At 70.2% G+C, this 20,122-nt stretch carries 16 protein-coding genes; 5 read left to right on the top strand and 11 right to left on the bottom strand.

Annotated elements, in window-relative coordinates:
* The first annotated feature begins 166 nt into the window (after positions 1-166).
* Positions 167-1,906, top strand: coding sequence for an AMP-binding protein (locus ABZS54_RS17780; RefSeq protein WP_355536204.1), 1,740 nt, complete (start codon positions 167-169; stop codon positions 1,904-1,906).
* Between the two features lie 48 nt (positions 1,907-1,954).
* On the opposite strand, the gene ABZS54_RS17775 is transcribed toward ABZS54_RS17780, so the two are convergent.
* Complete coding sequence (locus ABZS54_RS17775; protein ID WP_355536201.1) at positions 1,955-2,632, bottom strand: hypothetical protein; 678 nt, start codon at positions 2,630-2,632, stop codon at positions 1,955-1,957.
* Between the two features lie 174 nt (positions 2,633-2,806).
* On the opposite strand from ABZS54_RS17775, the gene ABZS54_RS17770 reads away from it, so the two are divergent.
* Complete coding sequence (locus ABZS54_RS17770) at positions 2,807-3,217, top strand: hypothetical protein (protein WP_355536198.1); 411 nt, start codon at positions 2,807-2,809, stop codon at positions 3,215-3,217.
* A 134-nt stretch (positions 3,218-3,351) separates the two neighbouring features.
* On the opposite strand, the gene ABZS54_RS17765 is transcribed toward ABZS54_RS17770, so the two are convergent.
* The 4 genes from ABZS54_RS17765 to ABZS54_RS17750 form a co-directional block, all read right to left on the bottom strand.
* Positions 3,352-5,820 carry an HAD-IC family P-type ATPase gene (locus ABZS54_RS17765; RefSeq protein WP_355536195.1) on the bottom strand — a complete coding sequence of 823 codons (2,469 nt, stop codon included), beginning with the start codon at positions 5,818-5,820 and terminating at the stop codon, positions 3,352-3,354.
* A 78-nt stretch (positions 5,821-5,898) separates the two neighbouring features.
* Entirely contained in the window at positions 5,899-7,263 is a 1,365-nt protein-coding gene (locus tag ABZS54_RS17760; RefSeq protein ID WP_355536192.1) for a pitrilysin family protein, read from the bottom strand.
* Positions 7,260-8,591, bottom strand: a complete 1,332-nt coding sequence (locus ABZS54_RS17755) for a pitrilysin family protein (RefSeq protein WP_355536189.1) — start codon at positions 8,589-8,591, stop codon at positions 7,260-7,262. The genes ABZS54_RS17760 and ABZS54_RS17755 overlap by 4 nt, the downstream gene beginning before the upstream one ends.
* A 130-nt stretch (positions 8,592-8,721) precedes the next feature.
* Complete coding sequence (locus tag ABZS54_RS17750; RefSeq protein ID WP_355536186.1) at positions 8,722-8,967, bottom strand: DUF2630 family protein; 246 nt, start codon at positions 8,965-8,967, stop codon at positions 8,722-8,724.
* Positions 8,968-9,216: 249 nt separating this feature from the next.
* On the opposite strand from ABZS54_RS17750, the gene ABZS54_RS17745 reads away from it, so the two are divergent.
* Positions 9,217-11,685 (top strand): DNA topoisomerase (ATP-hydrolyzing), encoded by a 2,469-nt coding sequence (locus tag ABZS54_RS17745; RefSeq protein WP_355536183.1) that lies wholly within the window; start codon positions 9,217-9,219, stop codon positions 11,683-11,685.
* A gap of 97 nt (positions 11,686-11,782) precedes the next feature.
* Here the strand turns inward: ABZS54_RS17745 and ABZS54_RS17740 are convergent, their stop codons facing one another.
* Positions 11,783-12,256, bottom strand: coding sequence for a phosphohydrolase (locus tag ABZS54_RS17740; RefSeq protein WP_355536180.1), 474 nt, complete (start codon positions 12,254-12,256; stop codon positions 11,783-11,785).
* Between the two features lie 114 nt (positions 12,257-12,370).
* Here ABZS54_RS17740 and ABZS54_RS17735 point away from each other — a divergent pair, with 114 nt between their 5' ends.
* A complete protein-coding gene (locus ABZS54_RS17735) occupies positions 12,371-13,363 on the top strand; it encodes a sucrase ferredoxin (protein ID WP_355536177.1) in 993 nt (330 codons plus the stop codon).
* Here the strand turns inward: ABZS54_RS17735 and ABZS54_RS17730 are convergent.
* The 3 genes from ABZS54_RS17730 to ABZS54_RS17720 form a co-directional block, all read right to left on the bottom strand.
* Positions 13,357-14,970, bottom strand: a complete 1,614-nt coding sequence (locus tag ABZS54_RS17730; RefSeq protein ID WP_355536174.1) for a cation acetate symporter — start codon at positions 14,968-14,970, stop codon at positions 13,357-13,359. The genes ABZS54_RS17735 and ABZS54_RS17730 overlap by 7 nt on opposite strands.
* Entirely contained in the window at positions 14,967-15,347 is a 381-nt protein-coding gene (locus tag ABZS54_RS17725) for a DUF485 domain-containing protein (RefSeq protein ID WP_355536171.1), read from the bottom strand. The genes ABZS54_RS17730 and ABZS54_RS17725 overlap by 4 nt, the downstream gene beginning before the upstream one ends.
* Before the next feature lie 378 nt (positions 15,348-15,725).
* Positions 15,726-17,846, bottom strand: a complete 2,121-nt coding sequence (locus ABZS54_RS17720) for a DNA topoisomerase IV subunit B (protein WP_355536168.1) — start codon at positions 17,844-17,846, stop codon at positions 15,726-15,728.
* A gap of 386 nt (positions 17,847-18,232) precedes the next feature.
* Between ABZS54_RS17720 and ABZS54_RS17715 the strand changes: the two genes are divergently transcribed.
* A complete protein-coding gene (locus tag ABZS54_RS17715) occupies positions 18,233-18,463 on the top strand; it encodes a hypothetical protein (protein ID WP_020555816.1) in 231 nt (76 codons plus the stop codon).
* 132 nt (positions 18,464-18,595) lie between these two features.
* On the opposite strand, the gene ABZS54_RS17710 is transcribed toward ABZS54_RS17715, so the two are convergent.
* A complete protein-coding gene (locus ABZS54_RS17710; protein WP_355536165.1) occupies positions 18,596-19,390 on the bottom strand; it encodes a serine protease in 795 nt (264 codons plus the stop codon).
* 244 nt (positions 19,391-19,634) lie between these two features.
* Positions 19,635-20,122: sigma-70 family RNA polymerase sigma factor (locus ABZS54_RS17705; protein WP_355536162.1), on the bottom strand; the 488-nt coding region annotated here is incomplete at its 5' end.

Here is a 20,122-nt window from a genome sequence, read left to right as displayed (position 1 = left end):
TTTGCGGTGTCTCCGGGAGTCTTGCGGCCCGGCGCCGCGACGGTCAATGCGAGGGGCCCGTGCCCGGTCGTTGACCGCTCGAACGGGTGATGCGAGGGTGCGTTCCTGTACCGACGACGCGATGCTGCGGTACGGCGATCCGCACGACAGACGGAGGTATTCGGCGATGACGACGGGTGCGACCGAGGCTTTTCGCGCTGCGCGCGACTTCCTGATCGAACACCGCGAGGACCAGCCCACCGCGTGCCGGGACTTCCCGCGCCCCGAACCCGCCGAATTCAACTGGGCGCTCGACTGGTTCGATGTGATCGCCCGTGGCAACGACACCACCGCGCTGTGGATCGTGGCCGAGGACGGCACCGACACCAGGCTCTCCTTCGACGAACTGGCCCGGCGCTCCGACCGGGTCGCCGGTTGGCTGCGCGCGCGGGGCGTGCGGCGCGGCGACCGGATCCTGCTCGTGCTCGGCAATCGGGTCGAGTTGTGGGAGGCGATGCTGGGCGCGATGAAGCTCGGTGCGGTGATCATCCCGGCGACCACGATGCTCGCGCCGGCCGACCTGACCGACCGGGTCACCCGGGGCGGTGTCGCGCACGTGATCGCCGAGTCGGCGGTGACCTCGGGCTTCGCCGAAGTGCCGGGCGCGTGGACCCGGATCGTGGTGGGCGAACCGGTGCCGGGCTGGCTCTCGTTCGCCGACGCGCACGACGGGCCCGACGCCCACGACGCGGTCGCGGCGTTCGTACCGGACGGCCCGACCGCCGCGACCGATCCGCTGCTCCTGTATTTCACCTCCGGCACCACCGCGCAGCCCAAGCTGGTGGGCCACACCCAGGCGAGCTACCCGATCGGGCACCTGTCCACGATGTACTGGCTGGGTCTGCGTCCGGGCGACGTGCACCTGAACATCTCCTCGCCCGGCTGGGCCAAGCACGCCTGGAGCAACTTCTTCGCTCCCTGGAACGCCGGGGCCACGATCCTGATCGTGCGTCAGGAGCGGTTCACCGCACGTCCGTTGCTGGACGCGATGGTGCGCTGTGGGGCGACCTCGTTCTGCGCGCCGCCGACCGTGTGGCGGATGCTGGTCCAAGAGGACCTGGGCGCGTGGCGCACCGCGCTGCGCGAGGTGATCGGCGCGGGCGAGCCGCTCAACCCGGAGGTCATCGAACAGGTGCGGGCCGCCTGGGGGTTGACCATCCGGGACGGTTTCGGGCAGACCGAGACCACCGCGCAGATCGGCAACGCGCCCGGGCAGGAGGTGCGGCCGGGCTCGATGGGCCGGCCGCTGCCCGGCTACACCGTGGCCCTGGTCGACCCGATCTCCGGCGAGGTGGTCACGGGCACCGACGCCGAGGGCGAGATCTGCCTCGAACTCGCCGCCCGCCCGCTGGGCCTGATGACCGGATACCTCGACGACCCGGAGCGCACGGCCGAGTCGATGCGTGACGGCTTCTATCACACGGGCGACGTCGGCACCCGGGACGCGGACGGCTACATCACCTATGTGGGCCGCTCCGACGACGTGTTCAAGGCATCCGACTACCGCATCTCGCCGTTCGAACTGGAGAGCGTTCTGATCGAACACGACGCGGTGGCCGAGGCCGCGGTGGTGCCGTCGCCGGATCCGGTCCGACTGGCCGTGCCCAAGGCGTACGTGGTGCTCGCGCCCGGGCACGAGCCGACCCGAGAGAGCGCGCTGTCCATCCTGCGGCACGCCCGTGCCGTGCTCTCACCGTACAAGCGGGTTCGCCGGATCGAGTTCGCGGAGTTGCCCAAGACCATCTCGGGCAAGATCCGCCGAGTCGAACTGCGGGGTCGCGAGCGCGAGTTGCACGACGGCGACCTGGCCGGACGGGGCGCCCTGGAGTGGTTCGAGGAGGATTTCCCGGAGCTCAAGGGGAACTGACCGCGGACCCGGGGCCGAGCCGACATCGGCCCGGCCCCGGGCGGCGGATCAGATCTTGTCGGCGATCAGCTTGGCGATCGCGATGTGCTGCGCGCGCGGCAGGTCCTTCGCGGCGGGTGCCAGGCTCACGTGCATGTCGACGATCAGGTCGCCGTGCGCCTTGGCGAAGTAGACCTCGGGCACGCTGGGCGCCGGGTAGCTGCCGTTACCCGGCACGTACAGCGTGGGGAACGCACCGAGGTCGGTGATCGGCTTGCCGTACTTCGACATGTCGTTCTTGGCCACGACGCTCTCCGGCGTGTCGCCGAGCTTGCTGCTGCGGGTGAAGTACTGGAGGGTCACCACCGGCGAGTCGCCCGGCCCGTAGTAGCGGCAGGTGCGCAGCGAGTCGTCGTTCTTGGTGCGGGTGACCTCGCTGCCCAGTACGCCCTTGAGTTCGGCGGGCGTGAGCAGGTTGCAGAACTCCTTGGGGTTGAGGTCGCCCGTGCCGCCCGGCTTGCCGGTGGCCGGCGCCGTGGCGGGCGTGGTGCCCTTGCCCCCGCCGGGCTGCGTGGCCGGGGCGCCGCTCGCGCCACCGGTGGAACCGCCGCCCGCCTGGGGCGCGGTCGTGGCCTTCTTCTTGTCGTCGTCGCCCTTGACCTTGTCGACCAGGCCGCATCCGCTGGAGAGCGCGATGACAAAGGCGGCGATCAACAGTCCCGGAACGGCAGGCTTGCGCAGGTACAACGTGGTTCTCCATCCCCGTGGCGCGATCGGCCGCCGCCACCCCCCTGGATGCGTGACGGATCGTCACGATGGCGCCGATCCCGCAATGTCGCCGATGCGTGTGTGCGGCAGAGCGAGGCTAATGCACGAAATCGACGACCGCTGAAGTGCCTTGTGAGCGATACCGTGGCGGATGTGACAAACACGCTGCGTGATGTCGAGGGCCTCATTCGCAAAGCCACCATCGGCTGGGGCGGTGCCCGGGCCGCCCTGGGCGTGGTCGCGCTGCTCGACCCGCCGCGGGTCTCCCGACCGTGGATCGGCGACGACGCGGATCGCACCGGAGCCCTCGTGTTCGCCCGCGCGCTCGGCGGACGCGACCTCGCGCTCGGCGCCGGTGCGATGTTCGCGGCCGCCCGAGGAGAGCCGATCCGCACCTGGGCGCTGGCGGCCTCGGCGGCCGACGTCGGCGACACGCTCATCACGTACGGGCACCGCGGGCAACTCCCCCGCGGCCGCCGAGCCTTCATCGCCGGCCTGGCCGGAGGCTCGGCACTGATCGGCGTGGGCCTGGCCCTCGCGGAACGGCACCGAGCCGGCAAGTAGGAGCCGACCACGCCGGGCTGCGAGGCCAAGCAGCCTCCCCGACGTGGTCGAACCGCAACATCCGCAGCGGACGCAACGGGTGGAGCGGGTGGGTACAACCTCCCGAGCCAGGCGCGAACGCCAACGCACAGGCGCTAGGCCGCGACCTCGCTCGCCAAGCGCCGCTTGTTCCAATAGGCGACGACCTCCAGCAGGACCCCGGCAGCGACCGCGAGGCCGACCGCGGTCCACGGCATCCGCGTACCGACCAGCTTGAGCTCGAAGAAGTCCTGGAGCCAGGGCACCGTGAGCACCGTGGCGAACCCGGCCCCCATCACCAGCACCAGGGCTATCCGCCACCACGTGTACGGGCGGGCGATGATCGCCAGCACCCACAGGCCGACCAGGAACAGCGTGAGCGTCGCGATCGACGTCTCGGCCGTACGCGTGGCGTCCGTCGCGCCGTAGTGCGAACGGGCCAGCAGGTACGCGGTGAAGGTCGCCACACCGGCGATCACGCCGGAGGGGCCCGAGTAGCGCAGCACCCGCTTGACGAAGCCGGCGCGGGCCCGTTCCTTGTTCGGTGCCAGCGCCAGGAAGAACGCCGGCGTGCCGATGGTGAACCAGGCCAGCAGCGTCAGGTGCCGGGGCAGGAACGGGTACGGCACGTTGGCGATCACGACCAGGATGGCCAGGAGCACCGAGTAGGCGGTCTTGGTCAGGAACAGGTTGGAGACCCGCTCGATGTTGCCGATCACCCGGCGGCCCTCGCCGACCACCGACGGCAGCGTGGCGAAGCTGTTGTCCAGGAGCACGATCTGCGCGACGCCCTTGGTGGCCTCGCTGCCCGAGCCCATCGACACGCCGATGTCGGCGTCCTTGAGCGCGAGCACGTCGTTGACGCCGTCGCCGGTCATCGCCACGTTGTGGCCGCGCGACTGAAGGGCGGCGACCATGTCCCGCTTCTGCTGCGGGGTGACCCGACCGAAGACCGTATTGGCCTCCAACACGTCCGCGAGCTCGTTCTGGTCGGTGGGCAACGTGCGGGCGTCCACCGGGTGCTCGGCGCCCTTGATGCCGAGCTTGGCGGCCACCGCGCCGACCGAGATCGCGTTGTCGCCGGAGATCACCTTGGCCGCCACGCCCTGGTCGGCGAAGTAGTCCAACGTCGCGCCCGCGTCGTGCCGCAGCCGCTGCTCCAGCACCACCAGCGCGGCGGGCGTCACGTCGGCGCCGTCCGGGCCGCCGACGAGCGCGTCGACGGTGTCCGCGAGTGAGGCGTCGGTGCGCACCAGCATCAGCACCCGCAGGCCCTGTGCGCCCAGCCGTTCGGCGTCGGCGAGCAGGTCGCCGTGCGCCTGTGTGCTCACCAGCACCTCGGGGGCACCGATCAGCCACGTGGCGCGGTTGCCGGACACCTCGAACGTCGCACCGCTGTACTTGCGGGCGGAGGAGAACGGCACGCTCTCCACCGACGTCCAGCCGGTCTGCGCCGGGCACTCGTCGATGATCGCGGCCAGGCTCGCATTCGGCCGGGGCTCGGTGGTGCCGAGCGCACCGAGCGCGGCGCGCACCGGCAGGCCCTCGGTCTGCTCGCGAATCTCGGCGACGTTCATGCCGCCCTCGGTGAGCGTGCCGGTCTTGTCCAGGCAGACCACGTCGACCCGGGCCAGGCCCTCGATCGCGGGCAGTTCCTGGACCAGGCACTGCTTGCGGCCCAGCCGCACCACGCCGACCGCGAAGGCCAGCGAGGTGAGCAGCACCAGACCCTCGGGAACCATCGGCACGATGCCCGCGATCATCCGGGTCACGGCCTCGCGCCAGGTGGTGTCCTCCAGCCGGTACTGGCTGATGATCAGCGCGACCGAGGCCGGGAACAGGATCCAGGTGACGTACTTGAGGATCGTGCTGATGCCGTTGCGCAGTTCGGAGGCCACCAGGGTGAACTTGCTGGCTTCCTCCATCAGCTGCGCCGCGTACGCCTCGCGACCCACCCGGGTCGCGGTGAACGCGCCGTTGCCGGCCACCACGAAGCTGCCGGACATCACCGGGTCTCCCGGGCGCTTGATCACCGGGTCGGCCTCGCCGGTGAGCAGCGACTCGTCGATCTCCAGGTTGTCCGCCTCGACGACCACGCCGTCCACGGCGGCCTTGTCGCCCGCGCCCAGTTCGATCACGTCGTCGAGCACGAGGTCCGAGGGGGACAGCGCCACGGCCTGCCCGTCCCGGCGCACCACCGGCCTGGACTCGCCGATCACCGCCAGCCGGTCCAGGGTGCGCTTGGCGCGCATCTCCTGGATGATGCCGATCCCGGTGTTGGCGATGATCACGAAGCCGAACAGGCCGTCCTTGACCGACCCTACGGACAGGATGATCAGCCAGAGCACGCCGATGACGGCGTTGAACCGGGTGAAGACGTTCGCCTTGACGATCTCGGCCGTCGAGCGGCTCGACCGCACGGGAACGTCGTTGACGTCCCCTCGTGCGACCCGTTCCGCGACGTCCGCGGCGGTCAGCCCGACGCCAAGGGGCACGCCGGGTTCGCTTGCTTTCCCGTCGGGTCTGTCGAACGGCGGGATGGCTGTCGTCTCTCCGGGCCCGGCGCCCGGCAACGGCTGAGTCATGGGTCTACCGTAAGTGCCCCATGAGACGGCGGTTGGCGGTGGGCCGACCGTTGTCGTCCGCCCACCGCCGGATCGCGACTATTCGACGACCGTGACCGGCCCGAGCCGGAGGGCTTCGAGCGGTTCGCGAATCTTGTCCGCGTCGCCCACCAGCACCACCACGAGGTGCTCGGGATCGAATCCGGCGGACACCGCCTCGGCGGCGTCCTTGGTCGCGACCTCGGCCAACCGCAGGTAGAGCTGCGGCAGGTAGCCGTCCGGCTGCCGCTCGGCGGCCATATCGGCCAGCGAGTCGCACACCGCGCGCGGCGTCACGTACTTGAGCGGGGCGACGCCCACGATGCTCTGCACCGCCGCGTCCCGCTCGGCGTCCACCAGGCCCTCGGCGGCCAGCGTGCGCAGCACCGCGACCAGGTCCGCGACGGCCGGCCCGGTGACGTCGGTCTCCACCGAACCCTGGATCGCCAGCAGCGAGCCCTCCTGTAGCGACTGGTTCGCCGCGCGCACGCCGTAGGTGTAGCCCTTCTCCTCGCGCAGCACCCGGTCCAGCCGCGAGGTGAGCGTGCCGCCCAGGCAGTACGTGCCGATCGTCAGGGCCGGCCACGAGGCGTCCTCGCGGCCCGGCCCGACCCGCCCGACCAGCAGCTGCGTCTGCACGCTGCCCGGTCGATGCACGATCAGTACGCGGGCGTGGTCGTCGGCGAGCACCGGAGCGGACCGCGAGGGCTCGGCGGTCTGTGCGCTCCAGGTGCCGATCGTGCGCTCCAGCACGTCGGTGACGTCCACGCCGGCGAAGTCGCCGACCACGACCAGGGTGGCGGTCTGCGGGCGCACATGCGCGGTGAAGAAGTCCCACACGGCCGCGCGGTTCACCCGCGCGACGCTCTCCGCCGAGCCGGCCCGCGGCCGGGACAGCCGCATCGAGGCGTCGAACAGGGTGCCGCTGAGCGCGAGCGCGGCGCGCCGCGGCGGACTCGCCAACTCGTGCACGATCTCGTCCAGTCGCTGGCGCACCAGCCGGTCCACCTCGGCCGCGGGGAAGGCCGGTGCCCGTACCGCGTCGGCAAGCAGCCCCAGCGCCCGCTCCAGGCGCGAGGCCGGCACATCGAGCGCGACCCGCACGCCCGGGTGGTCGGCGTCGGTGTCGATCGTCGCCCCGCAGCGCTCCAACTCGGCGGCGAACTCCTCGGCGCCCATCCGGTCGGTGCCCTCGGTGAACGCGCGCGCCATGATCGTCGCCACGCCCTCGCACTCGGCCGGCTCGGCGGCCAGCGGCGAGTCGAGCACCAACTCGACCGCCACCACCTTCTGGCCGGGCCGGTCCACGCGCAGGACCGCGAGGCCGTTGCCGAGCACGAAGCGCTCGGGCGCGGGGAAGGTCCACTCACGGGCCGGGCCCGCGCCGGGGCGCGGGTGGAACACCATCTCGCCGGTCTGGGTCACGCGACCTGCTCCTCGTTCTCGTGCGCGTCGTCGGTCGGCTCGTCCGTCGGTTCGTACACCAGCACCGCACGGTTCTCCGGTACCAGGCGTTCGGCGGCGACCGCCCGCACCTCCTCGGCGGTGATGTCCAGCAGCCGCTCCAACGCGGTGAATGCCAGGTTCGCGTCACCGAACAGCGTCGCGTAGCGGCACAGTTCGTCGGCCCGGCTGCCCACCGTGGCCATCGTGTCCAGGTAGGCACGCTCCAACTGGGCCTGTGCGCGCTCGAGTTCGGCCGGGGTCGGCCCCTCGGCGGCGAACCGGGTGAACTCCTCGGCCAACGCCGCGTCGATCGCCGCCACCGCCCCCGACCCGGACGCCTTCACGTCCAGCATGCCCACCGACGCGGTCCCGGCCTGGCGCATCAGGCCGACCCCCGCGTAGAGCGCGAGTTCGTCGTGCCGCACCAGGCGGGTGTTCAGCCGCGAGCTCTCCCCCTCGCCCAGGATGGTCAGCGCGATCTCCGCGGCGTCCGCGCCCCGGGTGCCGTCGGCCGGCATCCGGTAGGCGGCCATCAGCGCCGGCGAAGGCACGTTCTCGCGCACGACCTCGCGCAGCTCCGCCCCCAGGACCGGCGGCAGCGCGCCGTCCGCGGGCACCGGCTTGCCGTCGTGCGCGGGAATCGTGCCGAAGTACTTCTCCACCCAGGCCAGGGTCTGCTCGGGATCCACGTCGCCAACGATCGCCAGCACGGCGTTGTTCGGCGCGTAGTAGGTGCGGAAGAAAGCCTGGCAGTCCGCGAGCGAGGTGGCGTCCAGGTCGGCCATCGAACCGATCGGCATGTGGTGGTACGGGTGGCCCTCGGGGTAGGCCATCGCCACCAGGCGCTCCCACGCGGTGCCGTAGGGCATGTTGTCGTAGCGCTGGCGGCGCTCGTTCTTGACCACGTCGCGCTGGTTCTCCAGGCTTTCCTCGGTCAGCGCCTGGAGCAGGCCGCCCATGCGGTCCGCCTCCAGCCACAGCGCCAGTTCCAGCTGATGCGCGGGCATGGTCTCGAAGTAGTTCGTCCGCTCGAAGCTCGTGGTGCCGTTGAGCGAACCGCCCGCCGACTGCACGAACTCGAAGTGCTCGTTGCCGTGCACGTTGGCCGAGCCCTGGAACATCAGGTGCTCGAAGAGGTGCGCGAGCCCGGTCCGCCCGGGCCGTTCGTGCCGTGAGCCCACGTCGTACCAGAGGCAGACGGCGGCCACGGGGTCGACGTGGTCCTCCGAGAGCACCACGCGGAGCCCGTTGCCGAGGGTGTGCGTGGTCGCGGTGAACCCCAACGATGCAGTCGCCGGTCCTGCCATAAGCCCATCCGTCCTCTCCTGGAGGGTGACCGCCGCGACGGCGGCCACCCTCACCCTAACGACGCGCGGTGCCCGATCGACTCCCGCTCGCGAGGGTGTTCGCGATGGGCGAAGCCCGCCCGCGGACCGCCTACTGCTGGTAGCCCTCGACCTCCGGCACCGGCCGCGCGGCCGCGCTCGCCGGGTCCGCGCCCGCGTCGCGCAATGCCTGACGCTGCCTCAGCAGGTCCCAACATTGGTCGAGTTCGGCCTCCACCTCGGTCAATCGACTGTGCTCCTCGCCACTGGAGATGGCGCCTTGCGCAAGTTGTTCCCGCAGGGCACGCTCCTGCTCGACCATGTCGGTGATGCGTTCGCGAATCTGCTTGTCGTCCATCGCGAAACCCTTCTTTTTCCTGCTCGGACGGCGGCCGGAGCCTGCGGCACAACCGTGGGCCAAAGGGCTGTCCTTCCCTCCTCGCACGGCCCTCAAGCACGGTGTCACCCGGGTCGATGCACTCACATGTCGCACCGGCGCGTCACAATGGGCACGCCGTGCGGGCCGTCCCCGGCCGCGCCGCCCTCGGGCGGACACGGGAGACACGGCCCGGCGCCGGCCCGAAGAAGCAAAGGAGCAACGCCGCGCATGGCCCGCCGTAGTACGAAAACTTCCGGTCCGCAGCCACCGGACGACTTCGAGGAACGCATCCTCGACATCGATGTCGTCGACGAGATGCAGGGCTCCTTCCTGGAGTACGCCTACTCGGTCATCTACTCCCGGGCACTGCCGGACGCCCGCGACGGGCTCAAGCCCGTGCATCGCCGCATCCTGTACCAGGCCGCCGAGATGGGCCTGCGTCCCGACCGGGGGTACGTCAAGTGCGCCCGCGTCGTGGGCGAGGTGATGGGCAAGCTGCACCCGCACGGTGACGGCCCCATCTACGACACCCTCGTGCGGATGGCGCAGCCGTTCTCGATGCGCCTGCCGCTGATCGACGGCCACGGGAACTTCGGCTCGCTCGGCGGCGACGACCCGCCCGCCGCGATGCGATACACCGAGTCCCGGCTGTCCTCGGCCGCGATGCTGATGGTCGACTCGATCGACGAGGACGTCGTCGACTTCGGCCCCAACTACGACGGCCAGGAGCAGGAACCGGGCGTCCTGCCCGCCGCGTTCCCGAACCTGCTCGTCAACGGGGCGTCCGGGATCGCGGTCGGCATGGCGACCAACATGCCGCCGCACAACCTGGTCGAGGTGGTCGCCGCCGCGCGCCATCTGATCCGCCACCCCGGCGCCACGCTCGAAGACCTGATGCGCCACGTGCCCGGCCCCGACCTGCCCACCGGCGGTCGGATCGTCGGCCTGGGCGGCGTCCGGGACGCGTACGAGAAGGGCCGCGGCACCTTCAAGATCCGCGCGACCGCGACGGTCGAGTCGGTCACCGCGCGCCGCAAGGGCATCGTGGTCACCGAACTGCCCTACAACGTCGGCCCGGAGCGGGTGATCGCCAAGATCAAGGAGCTGGTGCAGTCCAAGAAGGTCCAGGGCATCGCGGACCTGAAGGACCTCACCGACCGGTCGCACGGACTGCGTCTGGTCATCGAGATCAAGAACGGCTTCAATCCCGAGGCGATCCTCCAACAGCTCTACAAGCTGACGCCGATGGAGGAGACCTTCGGCATCAACAACGTGGCCCTGGTCGACGGCCAGCCGCTCACGCTGGGCCTGAAGGAACTGCTCCAGGTCTACGTGGACCACCGCTTCGAGGTCATCCGCCGGCGCAGCGAGTTCCGCCGCCGCAAGCGCCTGGAGCGCCTGCACCTGGTCGACGGTCTGCTCGTCGCGCTGATCGACATCGACCGCGTGATCGAGCTGATCCGCTCCAGCGACAACTCGGCACAGGCCAAGGAACGTCTGATGGAGACGTTCTCACTGTCCGACATCCAGGCGTCCTACATCCTGGACACCCCGCTGCGCCGACTCACCCGGTTCGACCGGATCGAACTGGAGGCCGAGCAGGAGCGGCTGCGCGCCGAGATCGCCGAACTGACCAAGATCCTGGAGGACGACAAGCTGCTCCGGAAGGTGGTCTCGGACGAGCTGGCCACAGTGTCCAAGAAGTACGGCACGCCGCGCCGCACCGTGCTGCTGGAGTCGGCCGACGTGCCCGCCGCGGCGGTCCCGCTCCAGGTCACCGACGCGCCGTGCACGGTGTTGTTGTCCTCGACCGGACTGCTCGCACGCACCTCGACCGGCGGCCCGCTGCCGCCCGAGGGGGGCAGGGCCAACCACGACCTGGTGGTGTCCTCGGTCGCGGCCACCGTGCGCGGTGAGGTCGGCGCGGTCACCAGCACCGGCCGGCTGCTCCGGATCAACGTGGTCGACCTGCCCTCGTTGCCGGAGACCGCAACCGCGCCGAACCTGGCCGGCGGCGCGCCGCTGTCCGAGTTCGCCTCGTTGGAATCGCACGAACGACTGGTGTGCCTGACCACCCTGGCCGCCGACTCCCCCGGGCTCGCGCTCGGCACCGCGCAGGGGGTGGTCAAGCGGGTCGTGCCGGACTATCCGGCGAACAAGGACGACCTGGAAGTGATCACGCTGCGCGAGGGCGACTTCATCGTCGGCGCGGTCGAGCTGCGCACCGGCGAGGAGGACCTGGTCTTCATCACCGACGACGCCCAGTTGTTGCGCTTCCAGGCCTCGATGGTGCGGCCGCAGGGTCGCCCGGCGGGCGGCATGGCCGGCGTCAAGCTGGGCGCCAAGCAGTCCGTGCTCTCGTTCACCGCAGTGGATCCGGGCGCGGACGCGGTGGTGGTCACGGTCGCCGCCTACAGCGGCGACGCGCTGTTCGGCTCGGAGCACGGCACCTGCAAGGTCACCCCGTTCGCCGAGTATCCGCGCAAGGGCCGGGCCACCGGCGGCGTGCGCTGCCAACGCTTCCTCAAGGGCGAGACCACGCTGCGCCTGGCCTGGGCGGGCCTGGCGCCGGCCCGAGCCTCGGACGCCAAGGGCCGGCCGGTCGAGCTGCCCGCCCTGGACCCGCGCCGGGACGGCTCCGGCACGCCGCTGGTCAAGCACGTCGACACGGTCGGCGGCCCGCCGGGCACCGTCTGAGTCGACCCGTCGACGAGGCCCCCGCAGCATCCCTCGCTGCGGGGGCCTCTCCCGTTCCGTTGTTTCGTTGTTTCTCGCCGGGCGAACCGCGCGGGCCTCAGCGCGCGGCGAACTCCTCGAGGAGCTCGATCGAGCGCGCGTACTTGCTCCGCAACCGCACCTGCGTCTGTGCGTCGAGCTGGCCGAGCCGGGCCTCGGAGCGGTTGTCCGCTATGTCCGCCCGCTTGACCACAATCGCGATCGGGTCCGCCGCCGCGCGCGCGATGCTGACCTCCAGCGGTTCGCCGGGCAGCTTGGACAGCGCAATCACCGCGGCCACCACCCGCTCCGGCACACCCGCCGCGCGCAGGTCGTCCGCGCCCACCGGTGTGTCCTCGATCACGTCGTGCAGCACCGCCGCCATCTGCGCGTAGGTGCCCTCGACATGCCGCATCACCCGCAACGGGTGCGTGATGTACGGGTGACCACCCTTGTCCAACTGACCGTCGTGCGCGGCCCTGGCGAGCGCCACCGCGTCGTCCAACGTGAAGCCGGCTATCGCCGCTCTCCCGTCGGGCCGTCCCTGGGGCATGGCCGCCTCCCATCATTACCGTGTGCAACAACCGTACCGGGATCACCGGATCCGGGCGCTCGGGGCGGGGCCGATCAGGCTGGGCGGCGGGTGCAGGCTATACGGTGCACAGTCGTGGAAACCTGCGTCTTTCTCTCGCACGAACTCGCCGAGCCGATGGCCGGCACCGCTTCGACGGCGCGTGGCTGGCTGCTCGTCGAGCACCCCGGGCCGTGGGCCGCCAAGGCGCTGACCGGCAGTCGCGGGCTCGACGACGGGGTGGGCAAAGAGTTGGACGAGCGGGCCGCGCGGGCCGGTTTCCGCGCCGCGCTCATCCGTCGGCCGGACGAGGCAAGCCGCCGCCCGGACGAGGCGGGCCCCGGGAGCGAGGAGAGCGATCGCACCCCGAACGCCCCGGGACGCCGCGCCGACGACAAGGCCGGCGCCGCCTCCGAAGGACCCCGGACCGCCTTCCTGGCCTGGACCGAACCCGGCGGCACCTGGCTGCGCTGGTTGCGCGTGCGCAGCGCCGCCGACCTGCTCGCGCTCGACCTGGCCGCGCTGGCCGGACCGACCGAACCCTCGGTGGGCGAGTCGGCTGCCGAGCCGCTCCTACTGGTCTGCACGAACGGCAAGCGCGACCGGTGCTGCGCGGTCGCGGGCCGACCGCTGGCCGCCGCGCTCGCCGCGAGCTTCCCCGAGGCCACGTGGGAGGTCACGCACCTGGGCGGGCACCGGTTCGCACCGACCGCCGTCGTACTGCCCCAGGGCTACCTGTACGGGCGCCTGGACCCCACCTCGGCCCGCGCCGTGGTCGCCGCCGCCGGGCGCGGCGAGATGGTGCCGGACCACTGCCGGGGCCGGTCCACCTACTCCCGGGCCGGTCAGGCCGCCGAGCTCGCGGTCCGCGCGGACTGCGGCGAGCGCCGGGCCGACGCGCTGTCGGTCTACGACGAGCGCGCGGAGGACGAGGGCGGCTGGACGATCCGGGTCGATCACATCGACGGCCGCACCTGGACCGTCGCGGTGGACGCTCACAAGGAGGCCCCCGCCCGGCCGGAGAGTTGCGGCAAGGACCAGGGCCTCCCGACGAGCATGCGGGCCCGCCTACTGACGCACCGTCAGTAGGCGCCCGCCCCGGTCAGCGAACGGACCTCCATCTCGGCGTACTTGGCGACGTCCGCCTCCTCGTCCGAGCGCAGCGTGCCGATCCAGCCGCACAGGAAGCCGATCGGGATCGACACGATCCCCGGGTTCTCCAGCGGGAACCAGTGGAAGTCGATCCCGGTCACCAGCGGCGTCTTGCCTCCGGAGACCACCGGCGAGAACAACACGAGTACCAGCGCCGAGCCGAGCCCGCCGTAGATCGCCCACACCGTGCCGTTGGTGTTGAACCGCCGCCAGAACAGCGTGTACAGCAGCGTGGGCAGATTGGCCGAGGCCGCCACCGCGAAAGCGAGCGCGACCAGGAAGGCGACGTTGAGCTTCTGCGCGGACAGGCTCAGTCCGATCGCGATCCCGCCGATCACGATCGCCGAGAGCCGGGCGGCCCGGAGTTCGCTCCTCTCCTCGGTCGCCTCCTTGCGGATCACGTTCGTGTACAGGTCGTGGGCGAAGGACGCCGAGGAGGCCAGGGTCAGCCCGGCCACCACCGCCAGGATGGTCGCGAACGCCACCGCCGCGATCACCGCGAGCAGCACCACGCCGCCGAACGTGTTCGGCCCGCCGCCGAGTTCCTCCGCGAGCAGCGGAAGTGCGGTGTTGCCGGCCGCGTTCGACTTGCGGATCTTGTCCGACCCGAGCACCGCTGCGGCGCCGAATCCGAGCACGATGGTGAGCAGGTAGAACGTGCCGATCAGGGCGATCGCCCACATCACCGAGTGCCGCGCGGCCCTCGCGGTGGGCACGGTGTAGAACCGCACCAGAATGTGCGGAAGCCCCGCGGTGCCGAGCACCAGCGCGATCGCCAGGCTGATGAAGTCCAGCCGACTGGTCAGGTTCTTCCCGTACTTCAGACCCGGTTCGAGGAACTTCTGTCCGTGGCCGCTGGTGTGCGCCGCGGTGTCCAGCAACTCGTCGAGGTTGAAGTGGAAACGCACCAGGACCAGGATCGTCATCAGGATCGCGCCGCCGAGCAGCAGCACCGCCTTGACGATCTGGATCCAGGTGGTGCCCTTCATCCCGCCGAAGGTCACGTAGACCACCATCAGCGCGCCCACGCCGACGATCGTCCAGGTCTGCGCCGAGCCGCCGGTGTCGCCGAGCAGCAGCGCGACCAGCGTGCCCGCGCCGACCATCTGGGCGATCAGGTAGAAGATCGAGACCACGATCGTCGCGGCCCCCGCCGCGGTCCGCACCGGCTTGCGGCTCATCCGGAACGCGACCACGTCGGCCATCGTGAACCGCCCGCAGTTGCGCACGAGTTCGGCCACGAGCATGAGCACGACCAGCCAGGCGACCAGGAAGCCGATCGAGTACAGGAAGCCGTCGTAGCCGAACAGCGCGATCAGCCCGGCAATGCCCAGGAAGGACGCCGCCGACATGTAGTCGCCGGCGATGGCCAGCCCGTTCTGGGACGCGGAGAACTCCCGCCCGCCGGCGTAGAAGTCGTTGGCCGTGCGGTTGTTCCGACTGGCCCACACGGTGATGCCGAGGGTGATCACCACGAAGACCACGAACAGCAGGCCGGTCAGACTGCGGTGGCCGCCGGCCGCCGCGAGGTAGGCACCGTTCACCGGAACATCTCCTGGGTCTCCCACCGCAGGTTGAGCGCGGCCCGGTCGCGCTTGCCGCGCGCATTGCGGGCGTACGCCCACGTGATCAGGAACGTGCTCGCGAACTGGAGCAGACCGAAGGCGAGCGCGACGTTGAACACGCCCAGGACCCGGTGTGCCATGAAGCCGCGCGCAAAGGTGGACGCGAACACGTACAGCAGGTACCACGCGAGGAACGCGAGCGACATCGGGAAGACGAAGTCGCGATAGCGACGCCGAATCTCCTGGAACTCCGGGCTCGCCTGCACGTGTAGATAGATGTCCGCGCGCGTATCCGACTCCGGGTCGCCGAACGGCACACCCCGGGTGAGTGTGGGTCGGTACGAACTGGTCGTCACCGTAGCTCTCCTCGTCGATTGCCGAACCGCGCGTTCGTCCCGATCCCGACACCCGAGACAGGCGTTCGACGGGACCGGTGTTCAGCATGGGCAGCGGGCGCGGGCCGCACGGCCAGGTTCTGCACGATTCACCTGTATGGATGAATCGTCGGCACGGCCGCAGACCTGGCCCCGCCATGCGTCGTGGAATCGTTTGGCCAACGAGGATTTGAACCCTCCCGATACGGGAGGCGTGACGGTCACACGCCAATGAGTGACATTCGTCCTTCTATCGCAGATATACGGACCGTTTGGACCGGATGTCATGATCATGAAAAACGCCGGGCCCGAAGGGACGAATCCCTTCGGGCCCGGCGCATGACCGGCGGGCCGGTGTGCTCAGACGTCGATCCGCGAGCGGTCGAGCAGCGACGCGGAGTTGGTGATGAACTCCTTGCGCGGCGCCACCTCGTTGCCCATCAGCAGGTCGAACACGCGCTCGGCCGCCTCCAGGTCGCCCAGGTTGATCCGGCGCAGGGTGCGGTGCCGGGGATCGACCGTGGTCTCCGCGAGCTGGTCGGCGTCCATCTCGCCCAGACCCTTGTAGCGCTGGACCGGGTCCTTCCAGGCGATGCCCTTGCGCTGGTAATCCAGCAGCGTGCGCTTCAGCTCGGCGTCCGAGTACGTGTAGACGTACTTGTCCTGCCCCTTCTTGGGCCGGGACAGCTCGATCCGGTGCAGCGGCGGAACCGCGGCGAAGACCCGGCCGGCCTGGACCATCGGACGCATGTAGCGCTGGAAGAGGGTGAGCAGCAGGCAGCGGATGTGCGAGCCGTCCACGTCGGCGTCCGCCATGAAGATGATCTTGCCGTAGCGGGCCTGGTCGATGTCGAACGTACGCCCGGAGCCCGCTCCTATGACCTGGATGATCGCGGCGCATTCGGCGTTCTTGAGCATGTCCGAGACGGACGCCTTCTGCACGTTCAGGATCTTGCCCCGAATCGGCAGCAGTGCCTGGAACTCCGAGTTGCGCGCGAGCTTGGCGGTGCCCAGCGCCGAGTCGCCCTCGACGATGAACAACTCGCTGCGGTCGACGTCGTCGCTGCGGCAGTCGGCCAGCTTGGCCGGCAGCGCCGAGGTCTCCAGGGCCGTCTTGCGCCGCTGGGCCTCCTTGTGCTGCCGCGCGGCGATCCGGGTGCGGGCCGCCGAGACGACCTTTTCCAGGACGGCGCGCGACTGCGCCTTGTGGTCGCGCCCGGTGGAGGTCAGGAACGCCTTCAGTTCCTTGGACACCACGTTCTGCACGATCCGCGCGGCGGCCGAGGTGCCCAGCACCTCCTTGGTCTGCCCCTCGAACTGTGGCTCGGCCAAACGCACGGTGACCACGGCGGTCAGGCCCTCGGTCGCGTCGTCCTTGGTGATGTCGTCCTCGGACACGCGCAGCAGCTTGGTCGAGCGCAGCACGTCGTTGACCGTGCGCCGAAGCGCCTGGTCGAATCCGGCGACGTGGGTGCCGCCCTTGGGCGTGGCGATGATGTTGACGAAGGAACGCAGGGTCGAGTCGTATCCCGTGCCCCAGCGCAGCGCCACGTCCACGCCCAGCTCGCGCTGGACCTCGGTGGGCACCATGTGCCCCTGCTCGTCGAGCACCGGCACGGTTTCCTTGAAAGTGCCGGAGCCGGTGAAGCGCAACACGTCGCAGAGCGCACGGTCGGGAGCGAGGTATTCACAGAACTCGCTGATCCCGCCGGAGTAGTGAAAGACCTGTTCGTCCACTTCGCCCGGATTCGCACCATTACGCTCGTCGCGAACAACGATCGTGAGTCCGGGCACCAGGAAGGCGGTCTGGCGGGCGCGCGAGTACAGCGATTCCAGGTCTAGCGCGGCGTCCTTGAGGAAGATCTGCCGGTCCGCCCAATAGCGGATCCGGGTGCCGGCCTTGGCTTTGGCGACCTTCTTGATCCTGCGCAGTCCGTTACCGGCACTGAACGGAGCGTCCGCGCCGAGGGTGGCGAACTCGCCGGGCACGCCGCGCCGGAACGAGATGGCGTGGGTGTGCCCGCCGCGGTCGACCTCGACGTCGAGTCGGGCGGACAGGGCGTTGACCACGGAGGCGCCGACGCCGTGCAGGCCGCCGGAGGCGGCATAGGATCCGCCGCCGAACTTGCCGCCGGCGTGCAGCTTGGTCATGACGACCTCGACACCGGACAGGCCGGTCTTGGGCTCCACGTCGACGGGGATACCGCGACCGCTGTCTCGAACCTCCACCGAGCCGTCAGCGTGCAGGAGCACCTCGATCCGGTCGCCGAAGCCCCCGAGGGCCTCGTCCACCGAGTTGTCGATGATCTCCCACAGACAGTGCATCAGGCCCCGACTGTCGGTGGAGCCGATGTACATGCCGGGCCGCTTGCGGACCGCGTCAAGACCCTCGAGAACGAGGAGATGCCGCGCGGTGTAGTTCGAGTGGTCGGGCTCGCCCGCCAGGAGCGCGGTGGACTGCGCGGTCGTCTGGGCGGTCACGCGGTGCAACTCCTCGCATGTAGTCGCGTAGTCGAATCGCCGCGAAACGCGTCGATCCGTGCGGCGCGGCGGCGGTGCCCGAGCCCCCGAAATCGGGCCCACTGACCACCCTCGTCGCGCCGGAGAGCAAGGCTACCGGGGCCGGAAGACACCCCGGTGACGGCTCGCCGCCGCATCCTAGCCGGCAACCGAACACATCTTCGACCACCCGATCGGGTGGCCGGCATGAACCGTACGCGCACAGGGCACGTCCTATGCACAAGGAATGAGTTGCAGAAGGGGTGTGCCGAGAAGCTGTTGAACATGACACGATCACCCCGGGAACGTTCGAGGCTGATTTGATGTTGGACATCGATGAAGGCTTCGTCGAGTAGAGAAGAGGCGACGTGAATTCGGTTCTGACACCCGCCAGTCCGTTGACGGCCGCCGACCGTTGTGATCGGTGCGGCGCCCAGGCATACCTTCGGGTTGTCCTTTCCAGCGGCGGCGAACTGCTGTTCTGTGCGCACCACGCCCGCAAGTTCGAGCCTGAACTTCGGAAGGTGGCCGTGGAGATACAGGACGAGACCGACCGCCTCACGGCGGTCCCCGTTACCGCACCGGACGACGACAACTGACCAGACAGCCGACCCTCTGAGACCCCGACGAGCAGACATCGCGCCGATGGCGGCCACCGCGAGGTGGCCGCCATCGGCGTCTGTCGTGCTCACCCGGAGGGCGGTCGGCACCATCGAGAGGCGTGATATCCCTCACAATCCGGCGGCATCCCGGATGTCCCGGGCGAACGAGGCGAGCCGGGTGTAGACACCCGGTTTACCCGCCAGGGCACATCCGTCACCCCACGAGACGATCCCGGCGACCCGGCCGGCCACCAGGAGCGGGCCGCCGCTGTCCGCACTGCACGCGTCCTTGCCACCCAGCCGCTCACCGGCGCACACCATCGCGACGGCGTCGTACGTCCCGTAGCGCCCGCCCGGGTACGCGGCCCCGCAGGTCGCGTCGGACACCAGCGGCACGGTGACCTGTCGCAGCGTCGAGGAGTAGTCGCCCCGTCCCGTTGTGTCACCCCACCCGACCACGGTGGACGCGGTCCCGCTCGCGTAGACGTCCGCGTCCTGTCCCACCATCGACGCGACGCCGGTCTCGAGCGGCTCGTCCAGGGTGAGCACCGCCCAGTCACCCAGGATCCGCCCCGGATCGAAGTCCGGGTTCACGTACACCTCGCCGACCGCCACCTCGTGGCCCTGCGTGGTGCGCAGATCGGTCCGCCCCTGGATCACCTTCAGGTCCGGGCGGTCGTCTCGCTTGCCGTTCGCGTCGTACATGCAGTGCGCGGCGGTCAGCACCTTGGTGGGCGCAATCAGCGTGCCGCCGCAGAACTGCCCCGATCGTGCGGAGCCGTACTCGGCCCGACTGGACAGGGCCACCGCCCACGGATAGGTCGCGGTGTCCGCGGGGGTCCCGCCGACCACCACGCGCGGCGGTCCCGAGGGCGTGGCGCCCGTCAGGACTGCCACCGTCACGACCACGGCAAGGGCGACCATCGATCCTCGTGTGTACCGCCGGAAACTGCTGCGTCTGTTCCGCTCGGGCGCTCGCACCATCATGGGGAACCTCTCGCCGGCTACCGTCAGGTAGAGGCCGGTGCCCCAGCGTGGCCGTGCGGAACCCTCGCGCTGTGCGAACGGGTGATTTCCTCGTCAACCGCACACACGAAAGCCCCGGATGGTGTATCCGGGGCCGATGTCGTGCCCATGCGGTGCGGTCCGCCCGGTCCGCGCTGCCGGCTCAGTCCAGGTAGTCGCGCAGCACCTGGGAGCGGGACGGGTGGCGCAGCTTCGACATGGTCTTCGACTCGATCTGGCGGATCCGCTCCCGGGTGACCCCGTAGACCTTGCCGATCTCGTCGAGCGTCTTGGGCTGACCGTCGGTGAGCCCGAAGCGCATCGACACCACGCCCGCCTCGCGCTCGGAAAGCGTGTCGAGCACGGAGTGCAGCTGCTCCTGGAGCAGCGTGAAGCTCACCGCGTCGGCCGGCACGACCGCCTCGGAGTCCTCGATGAGGTCGCCGAACTCGCTGTCGCCGTCCTCGCCGAGGGGGGTGTGCAGGGAGATCGGCTCGCGGCCGTACTTTTGCACCTCGACGACCTTCTCCGGCGTCATGTCGAGTTCCTTGGCCAACTCCTCCGGGGTGGGCTCGCGGCCCAGGTCCTGGAGCATCTGGCGCTGCACGCGGGCCAGCTTGTTGATCACCTCGACCATGTGGACCGGGATGC

This window comes from Embleya sp. NPDC005575, from assembly GCF_040605455.1.
Classification (GTDB): Bacteria; Actinomycetota; Actinomycetes; order Streptomycetales; family Streptomycetaceae; genus Embleya.
This window is presented reverse-complemented; position numbering and strand designations above follow the sequence as displayed.